Source organism: Flammeovirga yaeyamensis, from assembly GCF_018736045.1.
GTDB classification, from domain to species: domain Bacteria; phylum Bacteroidota; class Bacteroidia; order Cytophagales; family Flammeovirgaceae; genus Flammeovirga; species Flammeovirga yaeyamensis.
This window is the reverse complement of the sequence record NZ_CP076132.1, coordinates 3,668,945-3,684,326: the sequence shown is the minus strand read 5'-3', so window position 1 is coordinate 3,684,326 and position 15,382 is coordinate 3,668,945. Positions and strand designations below refer to the sequence as shown.

Sequence of the window (15,382 nt, the reverse complement as noted above, 5' to 3'; positions counted from 1 at the left end):
TCAATTTTAGATAGATTCGAACGATTGAATAAATTTTGTATATTTACGATTCCATTACTAACAGAATATAAATATGAACTTATTATCAAACACCATAAGTGGAAGAGGATATCTGCTTATAGGCTTCATTATACTTTCTCATCTTACTTTTGGAAAAGTTGAAAAATACCCTGAATTAACTACGGTTCAGAAGTATTTCTCTCAGTCAAAAATGACAAGCGATTTAGACAGTTCTCTTTTTTGGTTAGATAAAGCTTTAACAGCACTAGATTCTGATAATGAAGAAAACGATTCTTTAAGGGCCGAAATTTGTCGTTATGGGTTTAATATTTCTTTAAAAGTAGGTCTTCTTTCCAAAGGGGTAGGATATTCTTTCGAAGCACTTCAGTTATATGAACAACAAGAAAGGTGGCAGGAATACTTGAGTACGTTAAATCAAGTGGCTATTGCTTATTTTAAAACCAAACACTATGATTTGTCATTAGAAAAATATCAAGAAATAGAATCTTTCTTGGAACATCATAAAGATGATAAAAGCATCAAATACGATCTCATATTAGGAAGTATCTACAATAATATTGGGGTGATTTATGATCATAGAAGTGATAATGATCAGGCCTTAAGCTTTTATGGGAAATCGGTTCATCATTCTAAAATAGCAGGCGATAAGAAAAACTTATCCAATGTGTATATCAACATGGCTAAGATTTACGAAGTTGAAAATGATGAGTTGTTAGCAGAAGGGATGTTTTTGAAAGCGTATGAGTTAAGAAAACAATTGAATGATGAGTATTTATTGGCAAAAATATATGGGCATCTTGGTTATTTTTATTTGAGCACAAATCAACTTGATTCCTCAGAAGATTATTTAAAAAAGTGTTTGCTACTCTCCGATAAATTAGAAGCAAAGGAAATCATGATGAACGCCTATCAGTATTTGTCTGAGTTAGAAGAAATAAAAGGTCATCCTCAAATTGCCTTCGATTATTACAAAGAGTTCAAAGCAATAAGCGATGAGATTTTACAAAATGATGCTTCGGAGGAATTACTACTCACGGCTCAAAAATATAAATTCGAAAAAAGAGAAGCGGTACTTTTATTGGAGAATCAAAAATCTATGTATTTGATCTCCATTATCGCATTATTCAGTGCTGTTTTAATCACTTTGTTTTTTGCTTTATGGATGATTAGGCGTGGTAAACATATTAACGACTTACTAAAAGCGGAACATCTTGCCTTAGAGAATGATCATCTTAATTTAGAGAAAAAGAACTTGGAGGATAGTCTTGAATTTAAAAACAAAGAACTAACCACCAATGTCATGTATCTGATGAAAAAGAATGAGCTGATTAATGATGTATCTGAGCGTCTGATAGCACTGCGCCCAAGTGTGGAAAAGAAAGATCAGAAAAAGATATATAAAATAATATCTGAGTTACAATCGGCCAAAGACAGTGATGTGTGGGAGGAATTTGAAGCGCATTTTTCTTCCGTTCATAATGAATTTTATGATGTACTCAACCAGAAATTTCCTAATCTTACACCCAGCGAAAAGAAACTGTGTGCTTTCCTACGATTAAACCTTACTTCCAAAGAAATATGCACAATCACGCGTAAATCACCCAATAGTTTACATGTGGCTAGAAGCCGATTGAGAAAAAAACTGGGCTTGGATCACTCCGATATCAACTTACACACATTTTTAGAAAATATATATTAAGTAACACTAAATCAGTGCTTAGTGATTTTCTGTTATGGTAATGTAAGGTACTTACAGCGTCTTGTATGAATAGTGTAATGCTTTAGATAATAGGTCTATCGCTCGATCTTCTTAGAATTGCTACCAATCATTTTTATAACAATCAGAAGGTCTGGTCTTATGAATAAAAAATCAAAACCCTCGGCTGAAGAGAGAAATGTTCAGCAGTGGATTTCTGAGAAAAAAGTTCAAAATGAAGCTCTTCAAAAAATTCTTCGGAAAATAAAGAAGGGCAGGCCAATCAATTATTAAACTATTCATTAAAACATGAAATTTCATCGAATTACATTACTCTTATTCGGGATGATATTCATGGGGATTTCGACATTTGCTCAACAAGTAGCAAATTCAAATGCTGTGAAGAATGGTATTGTAAAAGTAAAGTTTAAGTCAGAAGTGGCTGGAAAACTTTCTTCATTACCAACATCCTTTTCTGCTTCCTCTTATGGGAGTTCCGCTTTAGTGAGTGTTGCTCAAAGGTATAAAGCAACACCAATGAGAAGATTATTTGAACAATCTCCTGACCCTATTCTTGAAGCAAGACACAGAAAACATGGTTTACATCTGTGGTATATTTTTGAAGTAGACCCTTCGGCTAACATTCAGGAAGTCTTATCAGCGTATGGAGAAGTAACTGACTTTTCTTTCGTAGAAGGTGAGCATCCTAAAGCACTAAGCCCTTATCAATCAAAAACGGTAGATATCACCTCTGTTACATCAGATGATTTACCATTTAATGATGATCACTTGCCAAAACAATGGCATTACGATTATGCTGATCAGGTGCCTGCTGTTACCGAAGGCTATGATATTAATTTATTCGAAGCATGGAAACTTAACACTGGTAGTGCCAATGTGATTGTTTCTGTTCACGATGAAGGGGTAGATACAAGCCACCCGGACTTAGTGGATAACCTTTGGGTAAATACACTAGAAATTAACGGAGAACCTGGTGTGGATGATGATAACAATGGTTATGTAGATGATATCCATGGCTGGAATTTCACAGATGATCAAGGTGAAATTGCTCCTCAAACACATGGTACTCACGTAGCAGGTACCGTAGCTGCGACTTCGAACAATGGCATTGGAGTAGCAGGTGTTGCTGGCGGTTCGGGTAAAGGCGATGGTGCAAGAATTATGTCGATGCAATTCCTTGGTGGAGGAAGTGTAGAACCTTCTTATGTGTATGCAGCAGATAATGGAGCTGTCATTTCTCAAAACTCTTGGGGATACCTTGGACAAGGATATTATGACCAATCGGTATTAGATGCCATCGACTATTTTATTGCTGAGGCAGGGAATTACCCGGGTTCACCAATGAAAGGTGGTATCGTGATTTTTGCTGCTGGTAACAGTAACCTCGATGGACAATGGTGGCCTGGCTATTACGAGAAATGTTTAACGGTAGGTGCAATTGGCCCTGACGGTAAGAAAACAAGTTACTCAAACTATGGTGAATGGGTGGATATTTCAGCTCCAGGTGGAGAATCGGGTTTTGGTTTTGTAGCCAGTATTTTATCGACTTTACCAGAAGGAAAATATGGTTATTTAGATGGAACATCTATGGCTTGTCCTCATGTTTCTGGTGTGGCTGCTTTGGTATTATCGAATGCTACAGAGTCGATGACTCCAGAACGTTTACGTCAGATTTTGGAGACCTCTAATCAGCCCATTGATCATATCAATGAAGGGTATGAAGGAAAAATGGGTGTAGGTAATATCGATACTTATTTGGCACTTCAAACAGATAATGAAATTGCTCCAACAGCTATTTCTGATTTACAATTGGATGGCATCGCGCAAGAGTTTGCGGTAGTAAGCTGGTCGATTCCTTCGGATGAAGACGATACTGATCCTGAGCAATTCTTACTTTATGTGCACACAGAAGAATTAAATAACGATAATCTATCTTCAGCTCGTTACCGTTTCGAAATTCCGAATACAGGAAAAGTAGGTGATAAAGTCACTTTTGAAGTGAACGACCTTTATGGAGTAACTGATTACTATTTCGCAGTAGTTAGTATTGACCGTTGGGGGAATGTCTCGGGGGTATCAAATATTTTGATGGGAACAACGAATGCTGGTCCAAAAGTTAATGTAAACGAAGAGGCGAAGAACATCAGCCTGACAACCAACCAAGCAAATGATTTCAACATCACTCAAAATGTAATGATCAAAAATGAGGATGAAGGATTGTTACGTTGGGAGTTTACATCTCGTCATATCAATACAAGCTTGTCATGGAATTATCAACCTATTGTACCCAATATCAGAAAAGGCAAAGACGCCAACTTAGCTGACATTGGTACTAGCTCGGCAAGTAAAGAAGCGGAGTTAGTAGCCAATGCTAATGCGGTAGCTCCAATGTCTTTCGAAACAATCGAAAAATTTTATGGTAATAAATTTCCAACGACTGTTTTTGGAGATACAGACACGACTTTAACTAACTCAGCAGCAACTATTTTTTATGTGAATGAGGAAGAAGGATTTAACTTAACTGATCTTCGTTTTTGGTTAAAGCATGATCCTGAAAAACAAGACGTCATCTTTGAGATTTATGAGGGAGATGTTCTTACTGAAGATTATTTATTGCTTACTCAACCTTATCGAAATAGCAGTGGAAAAGAGCATACCGCTTACGTTCGTTTAAATGAGCAATTGTATTTCGAAAGTGGTGAGAAGTTTACTGTGGTATGTCATATTCCAGCTGGACCATTGTATCCATTGGGAGCAACAACTACAGCAAATCCTTCTGAATCACACATGTCTCTGATTTCTTTGGATTGGGGAAATACGTGGATCTCATTACCTCAAGCGTTAAAAGGAAACGAAAGCTTTGTGTGGAACATGATTGCCGTTTCCAACTATGAGCACCTTGGAGAATACATTACGTTAACGCCTGGAATGGGTGAAGTATCTGGAAATAGCGAGTTAGAAGCACAATTAAATGTAGATGCTTCTACACTAATTAATGGTACTTACAATGGTGTAGGTATTATTCACTCTAACGATGTGAACGAGCCTGAATTAAGAATGCCAATAAAAGTAACTGTAGCTGAGCAACAGCCTCAGTTAGCGTCAGTGGGTTCTTTGGATTTTGGTAGCGTGTTTATGGGAGTGGAAAAAGAGTTAGCGATCACTTTAGTAAATAATGGATATGGTAACTTTAATAGCGTAAAGCTAACTTCATCAAGTAGTGATTTTGAATTGGAAGCTTACCCTAAATCACAGGTGAAAGCATTAGGAACAGCAGATTATCTGATTAAGTTTAAGCCGACATCAATAGGCAACATCAATGCAATTTTAAAATTTGATGGAGCCACTGGAGTTTCTCATGAGGTGAGATTATTCGGTGTGGGTACTGAACCTTCAGAGATTAATGTTGATCCTATGAATCAAATAGTAGACAATGTAACTATTGGTGATGAGGTGAAAACTTCTGTTACAGTATCCAATAATGGTGCTTATCCATTGACGTATTTTATTCCTGGCTTTGCCGATGAATCAGTTACTGATGCATGGGAAGGGGATTTCCATACGTACGGTTACCGTCCAAGAGTGAGTCATAAAGGAGAAACAAACTATGAGTGGATTGAAATTAAAGATACAGGGGTGAACATCACCGATTTCATGAAACTACACGATAGAAACCTTAAGGAAACACAATACTACCCAATTGAATTGCCATTCGAATTCCCATTCTACAACGAGAAGTATTCAACATTATACTTTACTCCTCAAGTAATGATGGCATTTTCAGATTCTGTTAGAATATCAAATGCACCTCGTTTAGAGTATTTTGGTGGTGGTTTGGCTGCCATGGTTTCAGCAATTGGAACTGAACATGTGTTTGTTCAGCAAGGTGAAGTATTCTATCAAGTAGAATCGGACCGTTTGATTGTTCAATATGAAGGTATTTCTCAACGTAATAAACTGTACGATCAGGTGACGCTTCAATTTGTTATTTATGATAATGGTACTATCCGTATCAACTATAAAGACATTGAAGATAAGTCGGCCAATGAGTTAAAGTATTGGCATGTATTGATACAAAACTCAGAAAGAAACGATGGCTTTAGGTTAGCAGGTTATGGTGGATTAAAATATGATAACCAAAACTTGAACATGACATGGATGAATGAAATGTCGATTGAGTTTACTTATCCAGGTCCAGACATTATCACTGATATTACCAATGCTTCTGATGTATTGATGCCGGGTGAATCAAACACTTTGGACATTACATTAAACACATCGGAGTTATACGAAGGAGTCATCAATAGAAACATCAATATTGTTCACGATGATCCAATCAATAATTCTCAGTTACCGAATATTCAATTGAATATTGTTGATGGAGGTGTTGCTTCTATGGAGCTTCAAAAAGATACTATTGACTTTGGTGAAATTTATCAAGGAAAAGTATTCTCGGAGAACTTCTTTGTGAAAAATACAGGTACAGCTGATCTAAACGTGACAAATATTCAGGTGAATAGTGATCGTTTTGAGTTGGAAGGACCTATTGCAACATCAGTGAAATCAGATCATTCACAGACATATAAAATCACCGCTCTCTCTGATTTAATTGGTTTGAATACTGCAGAAATTGAAATCACTTTAGAAGATAATTCTAAGGAGATGATGACAGTTTTGGCTGATATTAAAAAGGCACCGGCTATTGATGTGGATACAACATCGATCAACTTTGCCTTAGATTACGGTACAAAAGATCAATTTGATTTAACCATTAATAATACGGGTGATACCACATTGCAGGTAGCTGCTTCAGGTTCAGATTGGTTGTACGAAGATAGGATGGGTGCTTCTTCACTAGATACAGTAAATAGATTTACTTACACGTATAGAAAATCTACAGACGAGTTCGGTGCCCCTGAATATTCTTGGATAGAAATTGTTGGATTAGAAGGGACAGAACATATTAACCACGATTCTGTCGATATTTTTGAAGCTGAAGGATGTTGGTATCCTGTAGACCTACCATGGGAGTTTAACTATTATGGTAAGCCTTATTCTTCGATGCATATCGGGTTTAACGGAGCAATTACTTTTGCAGGTTTACTCGAAAGAGAGTGGTTTAATGTGAAATTACCAACAGATCGTGCTCCAAATTCCATCTTGCCTTTATGGTCTCCAAGTGGATACAATACTGGTAAATGGGGTTCTGAAAATGTAGGTGTTTTCTATCATATCTTCGACTATAAAATTGTCGTTACTTTCCAATATTTGGATAACGTGTTTGGTATGGGCGATCCAACTTCTGTTCAGGCTATATTATACAAAGACGGTACAATGAAGTTCCAGTATAAAACAGAGGAGAGAGGTTCTGATCAGATGTCAAATCTATCGACTATTGGTTTACAGAATGAAGACTTGTCTGATTATGTGTTAATCAGTCATCAAAAAGCTTTAAACTTTGGTAAAGGATATGCAATTGTTGTTTCTCCTGCATCAAAAGTGATGGTGGAAGTAGGTGAGTCTGTTACTAAAACATTGACAGTAGACGCTACTAAAGTGTATGGTGGTACGCATGAAGCATCAGTGATTATTCAATCAAATGCTCCTAATAGAGAGCGATTGGAGAAGAAAGTGATGCTGACGGTTACAGGTGCTCCTCAATTGGATATTCCATCAGAAGTAAACTACGGAGAAGTTGTTGTCGAAAGCTTAGGATCGAAGTATAAAGATTTCATCAAAGAGGTGACGATCAAAAATACGGGTACGCAACAATTACAAATTGATGCCATCACTTTAGTGAATGCGGATGAATTGAAAGGTGAATACGAAGCCGATAATGGTTTTGGAGGTACTTTCTGGAGAGATGTGAAGTACATGAGAGATCCTATTGTACTTGCACCAAATACTTCTAGTGGGTTTAGATTGAAGTTATCTCCATCTGAGCCAAAAGTGATAGACGATACGGTGAAATTAACGTTGTCAGATGGTACTGTTCATAAGATTGTGGTTGATGGAGAAGCGGTTTTACCTCCTGTAATGGATATTGAAGAAGATGAGGTGTTGGTTCAGTTGAATACGAATACTGAAGAGAAAGCAACTTCATTTAATTTGGGCAACGATGGTGCATCGGTATTGAATTATGATTTAACGGTAAACTATTTCCGTGAAACATCATTTAATCCGGCAGCAAGATCTCAATCTTTCAATCAAGTTGTATTAAGTAAGAAAGAAGCAGAGGTATCTAATAAGTTAGTCTCTTATGCTGTACAAGATGATTTCAATAGAGTATTCTATCATGGTTCGTCAGACCAACCGGATACGTATGTTGGTTTTGTAGGTCAAGCAGACTTTATTGGAGCAACTCGCTTTAATGGTGGTACAGATGGTTTTAATCTTTCTCATGTAATGACTTATGTGAATTATGAGAACTTAGAAAGTGGTGAAATCTCTGTAGAAATTAGAGCTGGAGGCGAGTCGATTTATGATGCTGCTGTCGTAAGTAAAGCAACGTATTCTTTTATCAACAACGAACCAGGAGAAGGTGTTGGAGAGTGGATCGAAGTAGCACTTGATGATGTTGTAGCGATTTATCCGAATGAAGATTTCTATGTAATTTTCTCTTATCCATTTGAAATCAATTACCCTCAAGGTATTTCAAAAGGCGAAAGATCGATCAACAGATTTATGTATCAGTTTGATGGAGAGTGGTTTGATCTTCAAAGCGGTGGATTTGCCAGTGATATTTACATGGTGAAAGCAGCTGAAATGGATTATGTCAATAACGCTTGGATTATCTTAGATCAAGTTGATGGTAATGTTGAGGCAGGGACAAATGCTGATGTCAATTTTACTGTGAAAGCAGCAGAGCATATGTTAAATGATCAACATGCTGAGATAGTGGTTCGTTCGAATGATATCAAAACTCCTCAGCAAAATGTGAAAGTAACTCTATCGATGAACCAAGCACCTAACACCGATGACCTTTATGATCAGTATGAAGTGATGGAAAATGATACACTTCACATTGCATTTACGGTAACAGATAAAGAAGGTCATGATTTTACTGTGGAAACAGCTCATGAAGAGTTGACCTTAGTACATGATAATGGAAACGTTTCTATGAGCCTTCCTACGGATCACGAAAGTGCTGGAGATTATACTTTTGAAGTAGAATTGAAAGATGAACACGGTATGGCAACAATGAAATCGATTAATGTTGCAGTAATTGATGTGAATAGAGCACCTGTTCAAGCAATTATGGACACCTTAAAATTCAATATCGATGAGTCGGTTTACCATGAAGCACAAATTAGCGACTATGTAATGGACGAGGACGGTGACGATATCACTTTCTCTCAGCCATCGGTAGTGTCTGATCACCTTCAGGTATTTATGGATCAAGAGAAAGTAGTCTTTAAATTGAATGAAGTAGGAGAGTCTTCTTTAAGAGTAATGGCAACGGATCATAAAGGAGAAAGCACAACATTGGAAATTCCTGTAATTATCTACGATAACTCTTCTTTGGAAGGACCAACTTCTATTGATTTAGACCTTCTTTCAAATGTGAAAGTATATCCAAACCCAGCGGAGCATGTAGTGAATATTGAGTGTCCTGAAGTAACCTCAGGTAGAATGATTATTTCACTTATGAGCTTGGAAGGAAAGCTTCAATTCACAGAAGAAGTGATGGGAAATAAAGCATCATTAGATGTGAGTCAACTTACTACAGGTATTTATTTAGTATCGGTGGAAAGTAATGTCAAAAAGACTATTCGTAAAGTAGTAGTAAAATAATAATGAATTGGGACAAAAGATAGGTGAATTTTTCGCCTATCTTTTTATTGAAATAAGGCGACAATTTACAAGGTTATTCTAAGTGAGTAACCTTGTATTTTTATTCATCAAATATATTTGATTGATTTATAGGTAGGTAAAGAAGATGCAAGCAATTTTCTTGAAAATTTTGAGGTATATAATTAAATTGAACTTAAATATGATATTTCGATTTTACGACCTGACTAAATCCAATTAAATCAGCCTAGAATATCATATTTATTTGACTTATATGTGACCAAAACTAATTATGACCTTTAAGCTAAATACAACTGTGCCTTGGGGAAGAACCCTAGAGGAATACGTTAAAATGTTCTCACTATCTGATACCGACTTGGATAAAAAACTTATCGGTTTTGGAGATGGCCCAGCAAGTTTCAATCAAGAAATGACCTCGAATGGTAAATCTGTAGTCTCTTTAGATCCCATTTATCAGTTTTCAGAAAATGAAATAAGAGAAAGAATCGAAGAAACTAGAGATATTGTGCTTGAACAAACAAAATACAATCAAGAAAAATTTGTTTGGAGTACTATCAAAGATCTTGATGATTTAGAGGACATTCGTATGGATGCCATGAATACTTTTCTGGAAGATTTTGAAGAAGGTAAATCAGATAGAAGGTACATCTCACACGAGTTACCTGCAAAAACATACTTTTTGGATAAAGATTTTGATATCGCTCTAAGCTCTCATTTCTTATTACTGTACTCTGATTTAGGATTGGATTTTCATATTCAAGCTATTAATGAAATGTTGAGAGTGGCAGAAGAAGTTAGAATTTTTCCTATAGTTAATCTAAATGGTGAACGTACCGAACTTCTTGATGATATCATTAAAAATTATGCAGGTAAGAACATGGTGCTTTTACAAAAAGTAGAATACGAGTTTCAGAAAGGAGCCAACGAAATGTTGGTCATCAAATAATAACTATAAAACAAAAACTATATTACAAAGACTAATTGGACAATGAAAACTTATCAATTTATCCTGTTGATATTGTGTGGATATTTTTCTTTTTCATGCAATCCCAACATTGATCAAACACCCAAAATTGAAGAAATTGTTTTAGAAGTAGAAGAGGAGTATGCTTTTAAAGAGTTGAAATTTTTTAAATCTCCAGAAGATACAGATTCTCTTTTTCAGAAAAAGGTACCGAAGTTGTCTTTTAATGGTCTACCCAATGATGTGACAATGCCTATCCATCCGATTCGTGAGAATAAAAGATCTTACTTTAGGTGTGAGGCTAAGGAAGCTTTTTTATGGTTAAAAGATCAGGAGGTTTCAGTGGAAATTCCTTACCAAGTAGAGGGAAACCAAATACATTTTTTAGAAGGGAAAAAGGCTGTTTATAATCGGTTAGATCATATTGTAGAAAGTGAGCACAACCAAATAAAAGATGTGATTGTTGCTTCAGAAGGTAGTTCTAGATTTTATGTTGATACAGAATTTAGAAAAAGACAATTGTCTTATCAGTTAATCTTGATCAATAATAGAACAGGAGAAGAAAAAGAGGTGTACGGGAAGTGGTACGAAATTGCTCCAACAGGAGTTTATAAAATAAAACAAGAAATTTCTTCAGATGAAATATAAAAAAATCGAGGGGTGAAATTGCCCCTCGATTTTTTTTTATTCTGTTTCTAAATCAATTAGAATCTGATTTTTCTCGACAGATTGATTATTGGAAACATAAATTTTTTCAATTACGCCATCAGAAGGGGCTTTAAGCACATTTTCCATTTTCATGGCCTCAAGGATGATCAAGTTGTCTCCTTTTTTTACATGCTGCTCTTCTTGGCAAATTATTTCTATAACTTTCCCAGGCATAGGGGCTTGAATATGCTTTTCTTCCTGCTCGATTTTCTGATTCATACCTAATTTTTCAAGCATTTTATCCAAAGAAGTTTGTCCCTCCAATTCTACTTTCTTTCCATTAATTCTTAAGGTTGCTTTTTTACATTCCTCATCAATTTCTAAGATTTCGATATCAAATGTTTGATTGTTGTAGGTAGCTTCTATAACACTGTAGTGTGTATGTTTTAATTTTAAATCTACTTTTCTTTTGTCTACTACCAAAGATTGTTTGTCTTTGATAAAAGAATAGGAAAGTTCGTTAAGTTTTACTGTAAGCATAGTGTGTGTTTATGGTGTGTTTTCCGAAAAATACCTATTTTAATTAAAACTACATCAATTTTTATTACTAAATATCAAATTAATGAGACTAAAAACACTCATTTTCTTTAGTTGTTTGTTCTCTTCCCTTTTTGCCTTTTCGCAAACTCAAGATGGGGGGAGTAATCCTGAATATCAAGAAAATAAAAGTTATGAGAAGCCAGTTAGACAACATGAATGGGGTATCTATTTGGGTCCATCGTGGTCTTTTCCCTCTGGAACAATACCTCAATTAAATACTGGATTAACTTACGATAATGAACGCTCGAGATCTAGAACTGGCTTTGATTTCGGTGTGAAGTTTAATTTTTTTATCGATCATCAGTGGTCTGTTGACTTTAATGCTCAGTTTAAATCTGCGGGTCAGAAAATTCAATATTCTGGCTATTGGCATGAGTTAGGTTATTCAGAAACCAATGTGAATTTTACAGAATCTGTTCTTTATTTTAACTTCCCAGTATACGCTAATTATTACTTAAATGATAATTTCTATATCAAAGGTGGAGTATATGGTTCCGCAATTTTAAATGCTCAAAGAAGAGAAGGAAATTTATTTTCTGATTACAACGATGTAGGGCATTTATATAAAGGAGGAGACTTTGGTTTGACAGCAGGTATTGGTGCAGCCATGAATGTTTTCTTCTTAGAATGGAGATACTACAGAGGTTTAGTGGATATTACTTTTGATGATGCTAAGCTTTACAACCAATCGATTCAATTAATTTGCGGCTTTAAATTCGGAGGATAATGAAATACATATACAAATTAAACCTTTTATGTTTACTACTTTTATTAGGCAGTTGTGGTAGTGAAATTTTTGATAGTGATATAGACGATAACTCCCCAGAAAGAGGAAATTACCTTTACGAATCGACTGTAGATTATTATGCAAAGCCAACTGATACAACTCCGATTCATTCTCAAAAATTTGAGGGTTTTATCGAATATAAACCAACCAACCGTCAGATTGTAGTACACCCATATGATAGTTTTTCTTGGTCGTTAATTATCTCAGATAGTGTGCACAATGGTAATAAGGTGTTGTGGCAGATTCCAAGTGATCAGAATATTACAGTTAATGACGATACCTTTACAATTGATGGTATTGTTTTAGACGAATATAACAACGAAGATTATCATGTTTCTATTGAGGGCGATAGCTTAAAGTTTAAATATCGTTCTTATGTACTAGATAGAGATAGAGAGGTGCAAGTAACTAGAAGTAGTTTTATATCGGTTAAGTTTTAATTGATATTACTTTTTGGAAAAGAGAGCAGTAAACATCATGTCGAAATAGGCATATTTTACTGCTCTTTTTTTATACAGTTTTGTCGCTTCAATCTCTTTGATGTAATCCGGTAACGTCGTGTTCTTCAGGTTGGCAGTTACTTTAAAAAATAAAACCATCGTTTTGTGTAAAGCCCAATGGAAATACTTTTTCTTGGGATGAGGATCAATTCTAAAATCGCTTACTACCCAATAACCATCGTCTTTCATTAAGGTTCGGATCTTTGGGAGTACATCAGATAGTTGGGACGGAGTGAGGACGTCTAAAAAGAAGTTGGTGATGATAATATCATATTCTTCTTTTTGCTTGAATAACACCTCATAACTATCATTTATAAATTCAATAAGACCGTTGTAATCTACTTTTTGAGCAAGTTCGATCATCACTTTAGAGTAATCCAAAAACACTAAATGAGCTGGTTGAAGTTGCTTTTCTATGTAAGGAATAATTTTTCCGGTTCCTCCTCCAATAATCAAAACTTTTTTATTCTTGGGTAATCTATAAAAGGTACGTTGTTGAATTTCTATAATTTTTTTTCCAAACACGAAGCTTGCTAGAAGGTCGTACACTTTTGCAATATGATCAAACTGATTGGCCTTCATAATTGGAAATAGAGTAAATAAAGCCCAGGAAATAGAAAAACAAAATCGCCGAAAATTCGGAAGTATTCGTCTTTGCTGAAAAAGTCAGCTTTGATGTAAATAAGAATAAGAGAAGCTCCCATCAATAAGAAAGTGAAAAGAACGAGGTAGTCCATTCCTAAAAAATAGAAAGAAGCCATCATCAAAAGAATATATAGTATGATGAGCACCTGTATTCTAAATTTTAAGCGTTGATGACCTAATATTCTTGTGCCTGATAATTGTTCGTCTTTGGTATCCGTTTCAAAATCAAATAGTGCAAACTCCAAAAGATTAATTGATGCTAACACGAAGAATATTAATGTTTGAGCGACAAAAGACAGGCTTATTTCTTCGATTAAACTAAAGATAGGAAGGGTAATTCCTGCGGTGTAAATAAAAGCAACTGTAAATTCTTTAAAGGTAGGAAAAGGTAAAATCTTAAGATTGATGATGCCTAAATACAGTAAAACAATCAAAGAAAGTAGTACTCCGTTTTTTATGATTACATCAGGAAGAAAAAGGAAGGTGTTGGCTAAACCAATTACTCCAACAATTAAACATACAGCACCAATTGTTTTTTTATACTTCTGATGGAACGCATGTCGAAAAGTATGGGCGGTATGCTGAATAGAATGAGCATCGAGGAGATGGTCTAGGGTATAAATGACCCAAACCGCTGTACCTAATGATATGAACACAGAGTAGGGAAGCACAATGCCATTGATTACTGCTAAAAACTGACAGCAAAAAATGGCACCGAAAGCTACATCAAGACTTAATGCTTGAATGTAATGATATATATTTTTAACGTTACTGATGTTTAAGGCGTTAAAAGTTTCTTGTAAATCTGAGCTCGTGTAGGATCAAGCTCCAATAAAACTCTACCTACTTCGTCGGCTTGTTCTTTAGTTGCTTTACTAAACATGTTAGCAATTTCAGCTCCTTTGGCTGCAAAAAATACATCCATAGTGACCGATATTGGAATAGCTCTACGAACACCTTTCAATTCGTTTAAGCCCTGAATGATATTAGTTCTTGCTTCATCAGGAGATTCTCCAAAAATATCTAATCCTAAACGGTGGTAGGTGTACAAGAATTTACGGAAGTTCTCGAATTGAGGGTCCATAAAATCTCTTGCTAAGTAATAACGATCTCTTTTATCGCCAAAAGCACTCCAGCCCGGTCTTCCGTTTTGTTCGGAATAGTTGGCAATTTCTAAGGCTTTTTCGTAAAAAGGACTTCCTCCTAATAAAGCAAAAGAATCATAATCCATACCTAATGTGATATAGGCATAATAGCTTAATAAGGATACAATCTCAGTAGTGTATATACCTCTTGTATATACTAAACGATCCGAATTGTTATAAGAAAATGACCATTTTGGATCTATAAAATTAAGCATCGTCGTTTCGTAAGAAGCATTATAAACAGGTCGAATAGCCTGTATTTGTACATCTGCTTGATACGTCTGACTTGGTACATCAGAGTTATTACCTAAGGTGATCTGTATGTTTAGCTTAATTTTTTCATTGTCCTCAAAGCGATCATCCGTCCATTCTTGATTCAACATAAACTGTTGAAGCTGGTTCTGTAGATCAGTAAAAACTTGAGTTTCGTTTGTTTGTACCCTATCTCCATTTACGGTAACTGTCGGATTAAATTCTTGAGATAAACCGATGAAAGGAAGGAGTAAAAAGCTTAAAAAAATAAAGGTTTGCTTCATTTTATAT

General features: G+C 35.5%; 10 protein-coding genes. 6 read left to right on the top strand and 4 right to left on the bottom strand.

Going from position 1 to position 15,382, the window contains the following annotated elements; genetic code table 11:
• Positions 1-73: 73 nt before the first annotated feature.
• The 4 genes from KMW28_RS14455 (at position 74) to KMW28_RS14440 (ending at position 11,162) form a co-directional block, all read left to right on the top strand.
• Positions 74-1,720, top strand: coding sequence for a tetratricopeptide repeat protein (locus KMW28_RS14455; protein ID WP_169665182.1), 1,647 nt, complete (start codon positions 74-76; stop codon positions 1,718-1,720).
• A gap of 306 nt (positions 1,721-2,026) precedes the next feature.
• Positions 2,027-9,532, top strand: a complete 7,506-nt coding sequence (locus tag KMW28_RS14450) for a S8 family serine peptidase (RefSeq protein ID WP_169665181.1) — start codon at positions 2,027-2,029, stop codon at positions 9,530-9,532.
• Positions 9,533-9,821: 289 nt separating this feature from the next.
• Positions 9,822-10,496, top strand: coding sequence for an SAM-dependent methyltransferase (locus tag KMW28_RS14445; protein WP_169665180.1), 675 nt, complete (start codon positions 9,822-9,824; stop codon positions 10,494-10,496).
• A gap of 42 nt (positions 10,497-10,538) precedes the next feature.
• Positions 10,539-11,162 carry a hypothetical protein gene (locus KMW28_RS14440; RefSeq protein ID WP_169665179.1) on the top strand — a complete coding sequence of 208 codons (624 nt, stop codon included), beginning with the start codon at positions 10,539-10,541 and terminating at the stop codon, positions 11,160-11,162.
• Positions 11,163-11,198: 36 nt separating this feature from the next.
• Here the strand turns inward: KMW28_RS14440 and KMW28_RS14435 are convergent, their stop codons facing one another.
• Positions 11,199-11,702, bottom strand: coding sequence for an acetyl-CoA carboxylase biotin carboxyl carrier protein subunit (locus tag KMW28_RS14435; RefSeq protein WP_066205487.1), 504 nt, complete (start codon positions 11,700-11,702; stop codon positions 11,199-11,201).
• An 82-nt stretch (positions 11,703-11,784) separates the two neighbouring features.
• Here KMW28_RS14435 and KMW28_RS14430 point away from each other — a divergent pair, with 82 nt between their 5' ends.
• Positions 11,785-12,489 (top strand): outer membrane beta-barrel protein, encoded by a 705-nt coding sequence (locus tag KMW28_RS14430; RefSeq protein WP_066205491.1) that lies wholly within the window; start codon positions 11,785-11,787, stop codon positions 12,487-12,489.
• Positions 12,489-12,989, top strand: a complete 501-nt coding sequence (locus tag KMW28_RS14425) for a hypothetical protein (protein ID WP_169665178.1) — start codon at positions 12,489-12,491, stop codon at positions 12,987-12,989. Before KMW28_RS14430 ends, KMW28_RS14425 begins: the two co-directional genes overlap by 1 nt.
• A 6-nt stretch (positions 12,990-12,995) precedes the next feature.
• Here the strand turns inward: KMW28_RS14425 and KMW28_RS14420 are convergent, their stop codons facing one another.
• The 3 genes from KMW28_RS14420 to porD form a co-directional block, all read right to left on the bottom strand.
• The gene (locus KMW28_RS14420; RefSeq protein WP_169665177.1) at positions 12,996-13,631 is read right to left on the bottom strand and encodes a class I SAM-dependent methyltransferase; all 636 of its coding nucleotides are present in this window, start codon (positions 13,629-13,631) and stop codon (positions 12,996-12,998) included.
• Positions 13,628-14,350, bottom strand: a complete 723-nt coding sequence (locus KMW28_RS14415; RefSeq protein WP_169665176.1) for a hypothetical protein — start codon at positions 14,348-14,350, stop codon at positions 13,628-13,630. Before KMW28_RS14415 ends, KMW28_RS14420 begins: the two co-directional genes overlap by 4 nt.
• A 122-nt stretch (positions 14,351-14,472) precedes the next feature.
• Positions 14,473-15,375 (bottom strand): type IX secretion system protein PorD, encoded by a 903-nt coding sequence (porD, locus tag KMW28_RS14410; RefSeq protein ID WP_169665175.1) that lies wholly within the window; start codon positions 15,373-15,375, stop codon positions 14,473-14,475.
• Between the last annotated feature and the right edge of the window lie 7 nt (positions 15,376-15,382).

Coding starts and splice junctions, on each gene's coding strand:
- KMW28_RS14455 (WP_169665182.1), top strand. CDS start 74: ATGAACTTATTATCAAACACCATAAGTGGAAGAGGATATCTGCTTATA.
- KMW28_RS14450 (WP_169665181.1), top strand. CDS start 2,027: ATGAAATTTCATCGAATTACATTACTCTTATTCGGGATGATATTCATG.
- KMW28_RS14445 (WP_169665180.1), top strand. CDS start 9,822: ATGACCTTTAAGCTAAATACAACTGTGCCTTGGGGAAGAACCCTAGAG.
- KMW28_RS14440 (WP_169665179.1), top strand. CDS start 10,539: ATGAAAACTTATCAATTTATCCTGTTGATATTGTGTGGATATTTTTCT.
- KMW28_RS14435 (WP_066205487.1), bottom strand. CDS start 11,702: ATGCTTACAGTAAAACTTAACGAACTTTCCTATTCTTTTATCAAAGAC.
- KMW28_RS14430 (WP_066205491.1), top strand. CDS start 11,785: ATGAGACTAAAAACACTCATTTTCTTTAGTTGTTTGTTCTCTTCCCTT.
- KMW28_RS14425 (WP_169665178.1), top strand. CDS start 12,489: ATGAAATACATATACAAATTAAACCTTTTATGTTTACTACTTTTATTA.
- KMW28_RS14420 (WP_169665177.1), bottom strand. CDS start 13,631: ATGAAGGCCAATCAGTTTGATCATATTGCAAAAGTGTACGACCTTCTA.
- porD (WP_169665175.1), bottom strand. CDS start 15,375: ATGAAGCAAACCTTTATTTTTTTAAGCTTTTTACTCCTTCCTTTCATC.